The organism is Pseudomonas medicaginis (assembly GCF_965119365.1).
Classification (GTDB): domain Bacteria; phylum Pseudomonadota; class Gammaproteobacteria; order Pseudomonadales; family Pseudomonadaceae; genus Aquipseudomonas.
On sequence record NZ_OZ221631.1, the window covers coordinates 1,205,483 to 1,219,436 of the forward strand.

Below are 13,954 nucleotides of genomic sequence, written 5' to 3' on the forward strand. Positions count from 1 at the left end.
GAAGGCGCCCGCTACGCGCCGGCGCCATGATCTGGCAGCTCACCCAGATGTTATGGGTGGGCGGCGTCTGGTTGCTGCACATTGGTTTGCTGCCGGTGCTGGGTCGAGTGGGCCTGGCACCGCTGCTCATCGATGAAATCGCAAGCATGCTGACGGCGCTGCTGGTGGGGTTTGCCGCGGCGTGCGTGATGTTCCAGGCGTTGGTGCTGGTTCAGGCCGAGGGCCTTGCCGGTCTATGGCGCGACATTCGTGGGCAATTGCTGCTCATGTCGTTGTATGCGTGCGGGATGTTCTTTGCCGTGCATCTCGGCTGGCCAGAGGCGAGCCAATGGCAGGTGTTCAGTTACCTGGTACTGGGGTTTTCCGGTTTGCTGCTGGCGTTGCAGCCGGTTCCCGGGTGGAGCGGCAGGGTGTGCGAGGCACACCCTTGACCCTTTGGCGTCACTTGAAGCGGTGAACGTTCGACAGTTGCTTGTTGACGCTGAAGTTCTTGCGATAAATCAGCGCCATCTTGCCGATGACCTGCACCAGGTCTGCCTTGCCGGTATTGCACAGTTCGGCGACGGCAGCCAGGCGGGCTTCGCGATCGAGGATGTTGAGCTTGATCTTGATCAGCTCGTGATCGCCCAGGGCGCGTTCCAGTTCGGCGAGTACACCTTCAGTCAAACCGTTGTCAGCCACAGTCAAAACCGGTTTCAGATGGTGGCCAATGGATTTGTATTGTTTCTTCTGCTCTTGAGTGAGCGGCATAATCTGACCCCTGCGTCTGATCTTGTAAAAAGCGGCGGCCAGTTTACCCGAGCAAGTCCGGGACCGCCCACTTAATCACGACCCGTTTTATTTTTGAGGTGGCCCGTGGCCCGTTCCAAGACAAGTCTTAAATGGCTGCAAGAGCATTTCAACGACCCATTCGTGAAAATGGCGCAAAAAGACGGGTATCGTTCCCGTGCCAGCTACAAGCTGCTGGAGATTCAGGAAAGAGACCGTTTGATCCGTCCAGGCATGAGCGTGATCGACTTGGGTGCCGCCCCGGGTGGCTGGTCCCAAGTGACCAGTCGTCTGATTGGTGGGCAAGGCACACTGATCGCTTCCGATATCCTGGAAATGGACAGCATCCCGGATGTGACCTTCATTCAGGGCGACTTTACCGAGGACGCCGTACTGGCGCAGATCCTTGAAGCGGTTGGAAAAAACGAGGTGGACCTTGTGATTTCCGATATGGCCCCCAATATGAGTGGATTGGCATCTGTTGATATGCCGCGATCGATGTTCCTGTGCGAGTTGGCACTGGATCTTGCGACTCGGGTGTTGAAGCCTGGTGGTGATTTTTTGATCAAGGTCTTCCAGGGTGAAGGCTTCGACGAATACCACAAGAGCGTACGCAAGCAGTTCGAGAAGGTCACGACGCGCAAGCCGAAATCATCGCGTGATCGCTCCCGTGAGCAGTACCTGCTGGGCCGTGGTTTCCGTGGTCGCAGTGAGGAATAAGAGGTTTTTCGACCGGGGCGATAGGTTTTTCGTATTTCGTCCCGTGAGCATTAGCGAATATTGTGTAGAAAGTGTTTCACAAAGGGTTACAGACGGCGCCTGCCAGAGTCGCAGGTAATGTAGTAAGTTAGGCCGGTGAATATCATGCGAAGCGCGCGCCAGTAGCGGAGCTTGCTTCAGAGGGTAGTTAATTGAACGATATGGCAAAGAATCTGATCCTGTGGTTGATCATCGCCGCTGTCCTGGTGACCGTGATGAACAACTTCTCCAGCCCTAACGAGCCGCAGACCCTCAACTATTCCGACTTTATCCAGCAGGTCAAGGACGGCAAGGTCGAGCGCGTAGCCGTTGATGGCTATGTGATTACCGGCAAGCGCACCGATGGCGACAGCTTCAAGACCATTCGTCCGGCAATCCAGGACAATGGCCTGATTGGCGACCTGGTGGACAACCATGTCGTGGTCGAAGGTAAGCAGCCCGAGCAGCAAAGCATCTGGACCCAGCTCCTGGTGGCCAGCTTCCCGATCCTGGTGATCATCGCGGTGTTCATGTTCTTCATGCGCCAGATGCAGGGCGGCGGCGGTGGCAAGGGCGGGCCGATGAGCTTTGGCAAGAGCAAGGCCCGGTTGTTGTCCGAAGACCAGGTGAAAACCACCCTGGCCGACGTCGCAGGCTGCGACGAAGCCAAGGAAGAAGTGGGCGAGTTGGTCGAGTTCCTGCGTGACCCGGGCAAGTTCCAGCGCCTGGGCGGTCGTATTCCGCGCGGTGTGCTGATGGTAGGCCCACCGGGTACCGGTAAAACCTTGCTGGCCAAGGCGATTGCCGGTGAAGCCAAGGTGCCGTTCTTCACGATTTCCGGTTCCGATTTCGTCGAAATGTTCGTCGGCGTGGGCGCCAGTCGGGTCCGCGACATGTTCGAGCAGGCCAAGAAACACGCGCCTTGCATCATCTTCATCGACGAAATCGACGCCGTCGGTCGCCACCGTGGCGCCGGCATGGGTGGCGGTCACGACGAGCGCGAACAGACCCTCAACCAGTTGCTGGTCGAGATGGACGGTTTCGAAATGAACGACGGCATCATCGTGATCGCCGCCACCAACCGTCCTGACGTGCTCGACCCTGCGCTGTTGCGTCCAGGTCGTTTCGACCGCCAGGTCGTGGTGGGGCTGCCGGACATTCGCGGTCGCGAGCAGATCCTCAAGGTTCATATGCGCAAGGTGCCAATGGGCGACGATGTCGCTCCGGCCGTCATCGCGCGGGGTACGCCGGGCTTCTCCGGTGCCGACCTGGCGAACCTGGTCAACGAAGCGTCGCTGTTTGCCGCGCGTACCGGCAAGCGCGTCGTGGAAATGAAAGAGTTCGAGCTGGCCAAGGACAAGATCATGATGGGCGCGGAGCGCAAATCCATGGTCATGTCGGAGAAGGAAAAGCAGAACACCGCGTATCACGAGGCAGGCCATGCGATCGTCGGCCGTGTAGTGCCCGAGCATGATCCGGTCTACAAGGTCTCGATCATCCCGCGCGGTCGTGCCTTGGGCGTGACCATGTTCCTGCCGGAAGAAGATCGCTACAGCCTGTCCAAGCGTGCATTGATCAGCCAGATTTGTTCGTTGTACGGCGGCCGTATCGCTGAAGAGATGACGCTGGGCTTCGACGGTGTGACCACGGGGGCATCCAACGACATCATGCGTGCCAGTCAGATCGCCCGGAACATGGTCACCAAGTGGGGCCTGTCCGAGAAGCTGGGGCCGCTGATGTATGCCGAAGAAGAGGGCGAGGTGTTCCTCGGTCGTGGTGGCGGTGGCCAGCACGCAAGCTTCTCCGGCGAGACGGCCAAGCTGATCGATTCCGAAGTGCGCAGCATCATCGACCAATGTTATGGCACTGCCCGGCAGATCCTCACGGACAACCGTGACAAGCTCGACGCCATGGCCGATGCCCTGATGAAGTACGAAACCATCGATGCCGAGCAGATCGACGACATCATGGCGGGTCGCGAGCCTCGCGAACCGCGTGACTGGTCGGGCGGCGGGACCGGTACGTCCGGTACGCCTCCTGCTGTGCAAGGCGAGCGTCCGGAAACACCGATTGGCGGTCCGGCCGCTGATGTCTAAGGCTTGAAATGACTTCTGTTCAGTCCTCGACCCGGTTGCCTTGCGGCAACCGGGTTCTTGATTTGGCCCGTGCGCATGTCATGGGCATTCTCAATGTCACCCCTGATTCCTTTTCCGATGGCGGTCGATTCAGCCAGCTCGATGCTGCGCTGCGGCACGCCGAGGCCATGGTGGCCGCCGGCGCAACGCTGATCGATGTAGGTGGTGAATCGACCCGGCCGGGTGCGCGCGCGGTCTCGCCCACCGAAGAGCTGGAGCGGGTGGCACCGATTGTCGAGCGCATTCATCGCGAACTCGATGTCATTATTTCGGTGGATACGTCCACGCCTGCGGTCATGCGCGAGACTGCGCGGCTGGGGGCGGGCCTGATCAATGATGTCCGGTCCCTGCGGCGCGATGGTGCCCTGGACGCGGCGGCGGCCACCGGGTTGCCGGTGTGCCTGATGCATATGCTCGGCGAGCCGGGGACCATGCAGAATGACCCGCACTATGAGGATGTGACCCGGGAGGTCGGTGAGTTCCTGGTGGAGCGTCTGGATCAGTGCGCCGCCGCGGGCATTCCCGCCGAGCGGATCATTCTTGACCCCGGGTTCGGCTTTGCCAAGACACTGGCGCACAACCTGAGCCTGTTCAAACACATGGAAGCCTTGCATGCCCTGGGTCGGCCGCTGTTGGTTGGCGTCTCGCGAAAGAGCATGATAGGCAATGCCTTGGGCCGCCCGGTGGGCGAGCGTCTGTATGGCGGTCTCGCCCTTGCGGCCCTGGCCCTTGGTAAAGGTGCACGCATATTGCGCGTGCACGATGTAGCTGAAACGATGGATGTCGTGCGGATGATTGCAGCTGTGGATTCAGCCGAATAAGAATGACGGAGCACTTATGAGCAAGAAATACTTTGGCACCGACGGTATTCGTGGTCGGGTCGGCGAATACCCTATTACCCCTGATTTCATGCTCAAGCTCGGCTGGGCGGCCGGCATGGCGTTCCGCAAAATGGGCGCCTGCAAGGTACTGGTCGGCAAGGACACGCGAATTTCCGGCTACATGTTCGAATCGGCCCTCGAGGCCGGCCTGACGTCGGCGGGCGCCGACGTGATGCTGCTGGGCCCGATGCCGACGCCGGCCATTGCCTACCTGACCCGTACGTTCCAGGCCCAGGCAGGCATCGTGATCAGTGCCTCGCACAATCCTCATGATGACAACGGCATCAAGTTCTTCTCCGGCCAGGGCACCAAGCTGCCGGATGATATCGAGCTGATGATCGAAGAGCTGCTGGACACGCCGATGACGGTGGTCGAGTCGAGCAAGATCGGCAAGGTGTCGCGGATCAACGATGCGTCCGGTCGCTACATCGAGTTCTGCAAAGGCAGCGTGCCGACCGGTACCAGTTTTTCCGGCCTGAAAATCGTCGTCGATTGCGCCCACGGCGCCACCTATAAAGTCGCGCCGAGCGTATTTCGCGAACTGGGCGCCGAGGTGGTGGTGCTGTCCGCCCAGCCTAATGGCCTGAACATCAACCACAATTGCGGCTCCACCCATACCGAGGCGTTGCAGGCTGCTGTGCTGGCCGAGCAGGCCGATCTGGGTATTGCCTTCGATGGCGACGGTGATCGGGTCTTGATGGTGGACCACACCGGTACGGTCGTCGATGGTGACGAATTGCTGTTCATCATCGCTCGCGACCTGCATGGGCGCGGCAAGCTGCAGGGCGGCGTAGTCGGCACGTTGATGAGCAACCTCGGCCTTGAATTGGCCCTGGCGGACCTGGACATCCCGTTCGTGCGGGCCAACGTGGGTGACCGCTACGTGATTTCGGAGTTGCTGGAGCGCAATTGGGTGATCGGGGGCGAGAACTCCGGCCACATCGTGTGCTTCGACCATACCACCACCGGTGACGCGATCATTGCGGCCCTGCAGGTGCTGATGGCGCTCAAGGCGCGTAACGAAGGGCTCGCACAGTCGCGTCAGGCGTTGCGTAAATGCCCGCAGGTGTTGATCAACGTGCGTTTCGGTGGCGGTGTGAACCCGCTCGAACATGCTAAGGTCAAGCAGGCCAGTGAGGGTGTGACAGCGGCGATGGCGGGGCGCGGGCGTGTGTTGTTGCGCAAGTCCGGCACTGAGCCTTTGGTGCGTGTCATGGTCGAAGGCGAGGATGAAGCGCAAGTTCGCGGTTATGCCGAAGAGCTGGCAAAACTGGTTACTGAAGTTTCTGCCTGAATTCGGCTTGCCAGTCATGAATCGGTTGGGTAACATCTGCGCCCACTTTGACCGACGAGGTACAGCATGCGTCGCCCTATGGTAGCTGGTAACTGGAAGATGCACGGTACCCGCGCCAGCGTCGCTGAGCTGATCAATGGCCTTCGTCATCTGGCCTTGCCAAGCGGTGTTGATGTCGCGGTATTCCCGCCTTGCTTGTATATCAATCAAGTGATTGATGGCTTGAAGGGTAAGTCGATTTCGGTCGGCGCGCAGAACTCTGCGGTGGAATCCATGCAAGGTGCATTGACCGGTGAGATTGCGCCGAGTCAATTGGTGGATGCGGGTTGTTCCCTGGTTCTGGTCGGGCATTCCGAGCGTCGCCAGATCATGGGCGAGCAGGACAAGACCTTGATCCGCAAGTTTGCAGCGGCCCAGGCCTGTGGTTTGATTCCGGTGCTGTGCATAGGGGAAACCCTTGAACAGCGTGAAGCCGGCAAGACCCTTGAGGTTGTCGGGCGTCAGCTGGGCAGCATCATCGAAGACCTGGGTGTCGGTGCTTTTGCAAAGGCAGTCATTGCTTACGAGCCGGTCTGGGCCATTGGTACCGGGCTGACGGCTTCGCCACAACAGGCGCAGGATGTGCACGCAGCCATCCGTGCTCAGTTGGCGGAAGAGAATTCTGAAGTGGCACGAGGTGTGCGGCTTCTATACGGCGGCAGCGTGAAGGCGGCCAATGCGGCCGAACTGTTCGGCATGCCGGATATCGATGGGGGGCTCATTGGTGGAGCGTCCCTGAATGCAGATGAGTTCGGTGCGATCTGTCGCGCCGCGGGAAACTGAAAAAATGCTGGAAACAGTCGTAGTCGTTTTTCATCTGCTGGGTGCACTGGGCGTAGTTGCTCTCGTATTGCTGCAGCAGGGTAAAGGTGCGGATGCTGGTGCGTCTTTCGGAGCAGGTGCTTCAAATACTGTGTTCGGAAGCCAAGGTTCCTCTACCTTTCTTAGTAAGTTTACTGCTATACTTGCCGCCGGTTTCTTCATAACCAGCTTAGGGTTAGGTTACTTTGCTAAAGAGAAAGCTCACGAGCTGACTCAAGTAGGTTTGCCAAACCCAGCGGTACTGGAAGCGCCAAAGCAACAACCGGCTTCTGATGATGTCCCGGTGCTTCAAGAGCAACAGTCGGCCACTCCGGCGACTGACGTACCTCCAGCTCAAGAGCAGAAGTAAGAAGGTTTCAAACGCTGTATTGCCGAGGTGGTGGAATTGGTAGACACGCAACCTTGAGGTGGTTGTGCCCATAGGGTGTAGGGGTTCGAGTCCCCTTCTCGGTACCAATTATCAGGAGAGCCCGCGATTGCGGGCTTTCTTGTAGGTGGAAGGGTTACATTGACCCTGTAAGGGATCGGTCGTATACTTCCGCCCCAGCTTTGTCGCGGGATGGAGCAGTCTGGTAGCTCGTCGGGCTCATAACCCGAAGGTCGTCGGTTCAAATCCGGCTCCCGCAACCAGTTTCAGGGGCCCCTTCCAAGGGGCTTTTTGTTAGCTGGACACTTTATAACGCCGCTGTTCGACGGCGTTTCAGGGATGGGCGATTCGCCCATTTTTTTTTATTTGCACAGCATGCACAAACATGCACGAGGGGGTTCAGGTGTCGAGCAAGCTAGAACAGTTGCAGGCCTTGTTGGCCCCGGTGGTCGTGGCCCTTGGCTATGAATGCTGGGGTATTGAGTTTTCGGCTCAAGGTCGCCACTCACTGTTGCGCGTTTATATCGATAAGGAAGGCGGCGTACTGGTGGACGATTGCGCCATCGTCAGCCGTCAGATCAGCGGTGTACTGGATGTTGAAGATCCAATCACCTCCGAATACACCCTTGAAGTTTCCTCGCCTGGCATGGAGCGCCCCCTGTTCACACTTGAACAGTTCGCTCTGTTTGCCGGTGAACAAGTGAAGATCAAGCTGCGCTCGCCTTTCGAAGGTCGACGCAACTTCCAAGGCCTTCTGCGCGGTGTAGAAGAGCAGGACGTCGTGGTGCAGGTAGACGACCACGAGTTCCTGTTGCCGATCGATATGATCGACAAGGCCAACATTATTCCCAGTTTTGACTGATACGTGCCAGATACTGCGGATCCCGCGGATCCAATGGCTTGCGAAAGGCGAGGCGTACGATGAGCAAAGAAGTACTGCTGGTTGTTGAGTCGGTATCCAATGAAAAGGGCGTACCGGCTAACGTTATTTTTGAAGCGCTGGAGCTGGCCCTGGCCACTGCTACCAAGAAGCGGTTTGAAGACGAAGTTGATTTGCGTGTGGAAATCAATCGCCACACCGGTGCCTACGAGACTTTCCGTCGCTGGACGGTAGTCGAGGAAGCCGACCTGGACGATCCGGCTATCGAAACCTGGCCGAGCAAGGTTGCGGAAACGCACCCGGGCGCCAAGGTGGGTGATGTCGTCGAAGAAAAAATCGAGTCCATTGAATTCGGTCGTATCGCTGCACAGACCGCCAAGCAGGTCATTGTGCAGAAAGTTCGCGAAGCCGAGCGCGCGCAAGTCGTCGACGCTTATCGCGAGCGCCTGGGGGAAATCATCTCCGGCACCGTGAAAAAAGTGACCCGCGACAACGTGATCGTCGACCTGGGCAACAACGCCGAAGCGTTGCTGGCCCGCGAAGACATCATTTCTCGCGAAACTTTCCGGGTTGGCGTGCGTTTGCGTGCGCTGCTCAAGGAAATCCGCACCGAGAACCGCGGCCCGCAGTTGATCCTGTCGCGTACCGCGCCGGAAATGCTGATCGAGTTGTTCCGCATCGAAGTGCCGGAAATTGCTGAAGGCCTGATCGAAGTCATGGCCGCCTCCCGTGATCCGGGTTCGCGTGCCAAGATCGCGGTCCGCTCCAAGGACAAGCGCATCGACCCGCAAGGTGCCTGCATCGGCATGCGTGGTTCGCGTGTCCAGGCCGTATCCGGCGAGTTGGGCGGTGAGCGCGTGGACATCGTCCTGTGGGACGACAACCCGGCTCAGTTCGTGATCAATGCCATGTCGCCTGCTGAAGTGGCGGCAATTATCGTCGACGAAGATGCCCACGCCATGGACATCGCCGTTGGCGCAGACAATCTGGCTCAGGCCATCGGTCGCGGTGGTCAGAACGTGCGTCTGGCCAGCCAATTGACTGGCTGGACCCTGAACGTGATGACCGAATCGGACATCCAGGCTAAACAGCAAGCTGAAACTGGCGACATCCTGCGCAACTTCATCGAAGAGCTTGAAGTCGATGAGGAGCTGGCACAGGTGCTGGTGGATGAAGGCTTTACCAGCCTGGAAGAGATTGCCTACGTACCGGTGGAGGAAATGCTCAACATCGACGGCTTTGACGAGGAGATCGTCAACGAGCTTCGCGCTCGGGCCAAGGATCGTTTGTTGACCAAAGCCATCGCTACTGAGGAAAAGCTGGCAGACGCCCATCCGGCCGAAGACCTGCTCTCGCTTGAGGGCATGGACAAGGATTTGGCGATGGAACTGGCGGTGCGCGGCGTAATTACCCGCGAAGACCTGGCCGAGCAGTCTATTGACGATCTGCTCGACATCGACGGCATTGACGATGATCGTGCCGGCAAGTTGATCATGGCCGCCCGAGCCCACTGGTTCGAGTAATTAGGCGCGGCCTGAGGAGAGAAGTGCATGACGCAAGTCACGGTGAAACAACTGGCCGATGAGGTCAAAACACCGGTAGAGCGCCTGTTGCAGCAGATGCGTGAGGCAGGTCTGCCGCACACCGCCGCCGAGGAACATGTGACCGACAGTGAGAAGCAGTCCCTGCTGACTCACTTGAAGAGCAGTCACAAGGCAAAAGTGGAAGAACCGCGCAAGATCACGCTGCAGCGTAAAACCACCAGCACCCTGCGTGTTGCCGGTAGCAAAAGCATCAGCGTTGAAGTTCGCAAGAAGAAAGTCTTCGTACAACGCAGCCCGGAAGAAATCGAAGCCGAGCGCAAACGCGAACAGGAAGAACGTCGCGCAGTAGAAAATGCTGCTCGTCAGAAGGCTGAAGAAGAAGCCAAGCGTCGCGCCGAAGAAGAAGCGCGCCGCCAGCCTGCTGCTGCGCAAGCCGCTCCGGTAGAAGCCGTCGAGGCTGTTGCCCCGGTCGCCGAACCTGTGCGCGAGGCGGCACCCGTCGTGGCACCTGCGCCGGCGCCAGCCGACACTCGCAAGCGCGACGAACAGCGTCGTCCAGACAAGCCACGTGCCGACGACAACCGTCGTGGCAGTGGCGATGGCGAGCGCAAGAACGCGCCTCATCGTGCTTCGGTCAAGGAAAAGGCACCGGCACCTCGTGTCGCGCCACGTACCACCGACGAGGAAAGCGATGGCTTCCGTCGCGGCGGTCGCGGCAAGGCCAAGCTGAAGAAGCGCAACGCCCACGGTTTCCAGAGCCCTACCGGCCCTGTCGTGCGTGAAGTGAAGATCGGCGAGACCATCACTGTGGGCGATCTGGCCCAGCAGATGTCGGTCAAGGCTGCCGAAATCATCAAGTTCATGTTCAAGCTGGGTACGCCAGCCACCATCAACCAGGTACTGGACCAGGAAACTGCCCAACTGGTTGCTGAAGAGCTGGGCCACAAAGTGACCCTGGTCAGCGACACCGCCCTGGAAGATTCCCTGGCCGAGTCCCTGAAGTTTGAAGGCGAGGCAGTTTCCCGTGCACCGGTCGTGACCGTCATGGGCCACGTCGACCACGGTAAAACGTCCCTGCTCGACTATATTCGTCGTGCGAAGGTGGCGGCCGGTGAAGCGGGCGGTATTACCCAGCACATCGGTGCCTACCACGTTGAAACCGACCGTGGCATGGTGACGTTCCTCGATACCCCGGGTCACGCCGCGTTTACCGCGATGCGTGCCCGTGGTGCCAAGGCGACCGACATCGTGATCCTGGTGGTTGCAGCGGACGACGGCGTTATGCCGCAAACCATCGAAGCTGTTCAGCATGCCCAGGCAGCTGGCGTGCCGCTGGTGGTTGCAGTGAACAAGATCGATAAGCCGGGCGCCGATCTCGATCGCATCCGCAGCGAGCTGTCGGTCCACGGCGTGACCTCCGAAGAGTGGGGTGGTGACACTCCATTCGTTCCGGTCTCGGCGAAGATGGGTACCGGCGTCGACGAACTGCTCGAAGCTGTTCTGTTGCAAGCCGAGGTTCTGGAACTGACCGCTACGCCTTCGGCGCCTGGTCGTGGTGTGGTCGTTGAATCGCGCCTCGACAAGGGCCGTGGCCCGGTGGCGACTGTCCTGGTCCAGGACGGTACGCTGCGTCAAGGCGACATGGTGCTGGTCGGCTCGAACTATGGCCGCGTGCGCGCCATGCTCGACGAGAACGGCAAGCCTATCAAGGAAGCGGGTCCGGCTATCCCGGTCGAAATCCTCGGCCTGGACGGCACTCCGGATGCTGGCGACGAGATGAGCGTGGTGGCTGACGAGAAGAAAGCCCGTGAAGTGGCTCTGTTCCGTCAAGGCAAGTTCCGCGAAGTCAAACTGGCTCGCGCTCACGCCGGCAAGCTGGAAAACATCTTCGAGAACATGGGTCAGGAAGAGAAGAAGACGCTCAACATCGTCCTCAAATCCGACGTCCGTGGTTCCCTGGAAGCGTTGAACGGCGCCTTGAATGGCCTGGGTAACGACGAAGTGCAAGTGCGTGTGGTCGGTGGCGGTGTCGGTGGTATCACCGAATCCGACGCCAACCTGGCACTGGCTTCCAACGCTGTACTGTTCGGCTTCAACGTGCGTGCCGATGCTGGCGCTCGCAAGATCGTCGAGCAGGAAGGCCTGGACATGCGTTACTACAACGTGATCTACGACATCATCGAAGACGTCAAGAAAGCGTTGACCGGTATGCTGGGCAGCGACGTCCGGGAGAACATCCTGGGTGTTGCCGAAGTTCGCGACGTGTTCCGTTCGCCGAAGTTTGGTGCCATCGCCGGTTGCATGGTGATCGAGGGTGTTGTTCACCGTAACCGTCCGATCCGTGTACTGCGTGAAGACATCGTGATCTTCGAAGGCGAGCTGGAATCCCTGCGTCGCTTCAAGGATGACGCTTCCGAAGTACGTGCCGGCATGGAATGCGGTATTGGCGTCAAGAGCTACAACGACGTCAAGGTCGGCGACAAGATCGAAGTCTTCGAGAAGGTCCAGGTTGCTCGCAGCCTCTAACTCGCGCACTTCAAGAGCCGTACCGGGCAGCCGCATGAACATGGGCTGCTTCGCGGACGGACTCTAAACGCAACGCCCGGTCTGGCTTTTTGCCAGGCCGGGCGTTTGCCGCTTTCAGACCTCGCGGGTTTCACCGTGGGGCAGTAACAGGTAACAAGACATGGCAAAAGAATACAGCCGCACCCAACGAATCGGCGATCAGATGCAGCGTGAGCTGGCCCAACTGATCCGTCGCGAAGTCAAAGACCCGCGCGTCGGCCTGGTCACCATTACCGCAGTGGAAGTCAGCCGTGACGTCGGTCACGCCAAGATCTTCATCACCGTGATGGGCCAGGACAGCGCCGAAGACATCGCCCAGAGCATCAAGGTGCTCAACTCGGCAGCCGGCTTCCTGCGCATGCAATTGGCCCGGGAGATGAAGCTGCGCAGTGTCCCGCAGTTGCACTTCCACTACGACGAAAGCGTCGCACGGGGTGCGCATCTGTCGGCACTGATCGAGCGCGCGGTGGCGGAAGACAGCCAGCACCCGGTTGCGGCTGAACCCGAAGACGCCAAGGAGTAATCGGTGGCTCAGGTCAAACGCATCCGTCGTAACGTCAGCGGTATCATCCTGCTCGACAAGCCGCTGGGGTTCACCTCCAACGCGGCGTTGCAGAAGGTTCGCTGGCTGCTCAATGCCGAAAAGGCGGGGCACACCGGTAGTCTCGATCCGCTGGCCACCGGCGTGCTGCCACTGTGCTTTGGCGAGGCGACCAAGTTCTCCCAGTACCTGCTCGACTCCGACAAGGGTTATGAAACCCTGGCGCAACTGGGCAAGACCACCACCACGGCGGATGCCGAAGGTGAGGTTTTGCTGGAGCGCCCGGTGACCGTTGGTCAGGCGGATATCGAAGCGGTATTGCCCAGATTTCGTGGGCAAATCAGCCAGATACCGCCGATGTACTCCGCTTTGAAGCGCGATGGGCAGCCGTTGTATAAACTGGCCCGTGCAGGCGAAGTAGTGGAGCGTGAACCGCGTTCTGTTACTATTGCGCGCTTGGAATTGCTGGCCTTTGACGGTAATACTGCGCGGCTGGCCGTGGATTGCAGCAAAGGTACCTATATCCGGACCCTGGTGGAGGATATCGGTGAGCAGCTCGGTTGTGGCGCGTACGTGGCAGAATTGCGACGGACCCAGGCCGGGCCTTTCACGTTGGCCCAGACGGTCACGCTGGAAGAGCTCGAAGCGGTGCATGCCGAAGGCGGCAACGAAGCGGTCGACCGTTTCCTGATGCCATCGGACAGCGGCTTGCTGGATTGGCCGCTCTTGCAGTTCTCGGAACACAGCGCGTTCTACTGGCTCAACGGCCAGCCGGTACGTGCCCCGGACGCGCCGAAGTTCGGCATGGTCCGGGTACAGGATCACAACGGTCGCTTCATCGGTATCGGTGAAGTGAGCGAAGACGGGCGTATTGCGCCGCGTCGACTGATTCGGTCGGAATGACCGGAACCAGCCTGCGTAACAGCAGGTTGGCGAGTGTGGCTGTTAACAGGCACGGTCACTACTCATTTATAGATACAGGGATTTGTCCCTGGCCTGTTGAAGCTGTTTCCTTGAAACAGTTTCCTGACTAAAAAGGATTGCCTCATGGCTCTCGACGTTCAAGAAAAAGCTCAAATCGTAGCTGACTACCAGCAAGCTGTTGGTGACACTGGTTCGCCAGAAGTGCAAGTTGCACTGCTGACCCACAACATCAACAAACTGCAAGGTCACTTCAAGGCCAACGGTAAAGATCACCACTCCCGTCGTGGTCTGATCCGCATGGTAAACCAGCGTCGTAAGCTGCTGGACTACCTGAAAGGCAAGGACGTGAGCCGTTACAGCGCTCTGATCGCTCGCCTGGGTCTGCGTCGCTAATCAGCGATTGCGCTATGAGGTTGGTGGTCTGTCGTACGTCAGTGGGTTTCCCGCTGGCGCATG

Annotated in this window: 14 protein-coding genes and 2 tRNA genes; 15 read left to right on the forward strand and 1 reads right to left on the reverse strand. The window is 59.1% G+C overall.

Annotated elements, in window-relative coordinates; translation table 11 throughout:
* The first annotated feature begins 26 nt into the window (after positions 1-26).
* Complete coding sequence (locus tag ACMTA2_RS05170) at positions 27-431, forward strand: MFS transporter (RefSeq protein ID WP_413793998.1); 405 nt, start codon at positions 27-29, stop codon at positions 429-431.
* 10 nt (positions 432-441) lie between these two features.
* Here the strand turns inward: ACMTA2_RS05170 and ACMTA2_RS05175 are convergent, their stop codons facing one another.
* On the reverse strand, positions 442-750 hold the full coding sequence (locus tag ACMTA2_RS05175; RefSeq protein ID WP_413793999.1) for a YhbY family RNA-binding protein: 309 nt from the start codon (positions 748-750) through the stop codon (positions 442-444).
* A gap of 105 nt (positions 751-855) precedes the next feature.
* Here ACMTA2_RS05175 and rlmE point away from each other — a divergent pair, with 105 nt between their 5' ends.
* The 14 genes from rlmE to rpsO all read left to right on the forward strand — a co-directional run bounded on the left by rlmE (position 856) and on the right by rpsO (position 13,891).
* Positions 856-1,488 (forward strand): 23S rRNA (uridine(2552)-2'-O)-methyltransferase RlmE, encoded by a 633-nt coding sequence (gene rlmE, locus ACMTA2_RS05180; RefSeq protein ID WP_003177853.1) that lies wholly within the window; start codon positions 856-858, stop codon positions 1,486-1,488.
* Between the two features lie 200 nt (positions 1,489-1,688).
* On the forward strand, positions 1,689-3,602 hold the full coding sequence (ftsH, locus tag ACMTA2_RS05185) for an ATP-dependent zinc metalloprotease FtsH (RefSeq protein ID WP_053118351.1): 1,914 nt from the start codon (positions 1,689-1,691) through the stop codon (positions 3,600-3,602).
* 8 nt (positions 3,603-3,610) lie between these two features.
* A complete protein-coding gene (folP, locus tag ACMTA2_RS05190; protein ID WP_413794000.1) occupies positions 3,611-4,462 on the forward strand; it encodes a dihydropteroate synthase in 852 nt (283 codons plus the stop codon).
* Between the two features lie 16 nt (positions 4,463-4,478).
* A complete protein-coding gene (gene glmM, locus ACMTA2_RS05195) occupies positions 4,479-5,816 on the forward strand; it encodes a phosphoglucosamine mutase (protein ID WP_413794001.1) in 1,338 nt (445 codons plus the stop codon).
* A gap of 66 nt (positions 5,817-5,882) precedes the next feature.
* Positions 5,883-6,638, forward strand: a complete 756-nt coding sequence (gene tpiA / locus ACMTA2_RS05200) for a triose-phosphate isomerase (protein WP_413794002.1) — start codon at positions 5,883-5,885, stop codon at positions 6,636-6,638.
* A 4-nt stretch (positions 6,639-6,642) separates the two neighbouring features.
* Positions 6,643-7,026, forward strand: coding sequence for a preprotein translocase subunit SecG (gene secG / locus ACMTA2_RS05205; RefSeq protein ID WP_413795592.1), 384 nt, complete (start codon positions 6,643-6,645; stop codon positions 7,024-7,026).
* 21 nt (positions 7,027-7,047) lie between these two features.
* Positions 7,048-7,133: transfer RNA gene (locus ACMTA2_RS05210), tRNA-Leu, on the forward strand.
* 97 nt (positions 7,134-7,230) lie between these two features.
* A tRNA-Met gene (locus tag ACMTA2_RS05215) sits at positions 7,231-7,307 on the forward strand.
* Between the two features lie 140 nt (positions 7,308-7,447).
* Positions 7,448-7,906: a ribosome maturation factor RimP gene (gene rimP, locus ACMTA2_RS05220; RefSeq protein ID WP_053118762.1), complete on the forward strand. Its 459-nt coding sequence runs from the start codon at positions 7,448-7,450 to the stop codon at positions 7,904-7,906.
* 59 nt (positions 7,907-7,965) lie between these two features.
* The gene (gene nusA, locus ACMTA2_RS05225; RefSeq protein WP_003177868.1) at positions 7,966-9,447 is read left to right on the forward strand and encodes a transcription termination factor NusA; all 1,482 of its coding nucleotides are present in this window, start codon (positions 7,966-7,968) and stop codon (positions 9,445-9,447) included.
* 27 nt (positions 9,448-9,474) lie between these two features.
* Complete coding sequence (gene infB / locus ACMTA2_RS05230) at positions 9,475-11,994, forward strand: translation initiation factor IF-2 (protein WP_413794003.1); 2,520 nt, start codon at positions 9,475-9,477, stop codon at positions 11,992-11,994.
* A 160-nt stretch (positions 11,995-12,154) separates the two neighbouring features.
* Positions 12,155-12,556 carry a 30S ribosome-binding factor RbfA gene (rbfA, locus tag ACMTA2_RS05235; RefSeq protein ID WP_413794004.1) on the forward strand — a complete coding sequence of 134 codons (402 nt, stop codon included), beginning with the start codon at positions 12,155-12,157 and terminating at the stop codon, positions 12,554-12,556.
* 3 nt (positions 12,557-12,559) lie between these two features.
* Positions 12,560-13,477, forward strand: coding sequence for a tRNA pseudouridine(55) synthase TruB (gene truB / locus ACMTA2_RS05240; protein WP_057450933.1), 918 nt, complete (start codon positions 12,560-12,562; stop codon positions 13,475-13,477).
* Between the two features lie 144 nt (positions 13,478-13,621).
* The gene (gene rpsO, locus ACMTA2_RS05245) at positions 13,622-13,891 is read left to right on the forward strand and encodes a 30S ribosomal protein S15 (protein ID WP_003197723.1); all 270 of its coding nucleotides are present in this window, start codon (positions 13,622-13,624) and stop codon (positions 13,889-13,891) included.
* Positions 13,892-13,954: the final 63 nt, after the last annotated feature.

Bases quoted from the DNA above. Each gene is read 5' to 3' on its own strand.
- folP (WP_413794000.1), top strand. From the start codon at position 3,611: ATGACTTCTGTTCAGTCCTCGACCCGGTTGCCTTGCGGCAACCGGGTT.
- glmM (WP_413794001.1), top strand. From the start codon at position 4,479: ATGAGCAAGAAATACTTTGGCACCGACGGTATTCGTGGTCGGGTCGGC.
- ACMTA2_RS05175 (WP_413793999.1), bottom strand. From the start codon at position 750: ATGCCGCTCACTCAAGAGCAGAAGAAACAATACAAATCCATTGGCCAC.
- ftsH (WP_053118351.1), top strand. From the start codon at position 1,689: ATGGCAAAGAATCTGATCCTGTGGTTGATCATCGCCGCTGTCCTGGTG.
- secG (WP_413795592.1), top strand. From the start codon at position 6,643: ATGCTGGAAACAGTCGTAGTCGTTTTTCATCTGCTGGGTGCACTGGGC.
- ACMTA2_RS05170 (WP_413793998.1), top strand. From the start codon at position 27: ATGATCTGGCAGCTCACCCAGATGTTATGGGTGGGCGGCGTCTGGTTG.
- infB (WP_413794003.1), top strand. From the start codon at position 9,475: ATGACGCAAGTCACGGTGAAACAACTGGCCGATGAGGTCAAAACACCG.
- tpiA (WP_413794002.1), top strand. From the start codon at position 5,883: ATGCGTCGCCCTATGGTAGCTGGTAACTGGAAGATGCACGGTACCCGC.
- nusA (WP_003177868.1), top strand. From the start codon at position 7,966: ATGAGCAAAGAAGTACTGCTGGTTGTTGAGTCGGTATCCAATGAAAAG.
- rpsO (WP_003197723.1), top strand. From the start codon at position 13,622: ATGGCTCTCGACGTTCAAGAAAAAGCTCAAATCGTAGCTGACTACCAG.
- rbfA (WP_413794004.1), top strand. From the start codon at position 12,155: ATGGCAAAAGAATACAGCCGCACCCAACGAATCGGCGATCAGATGCAG.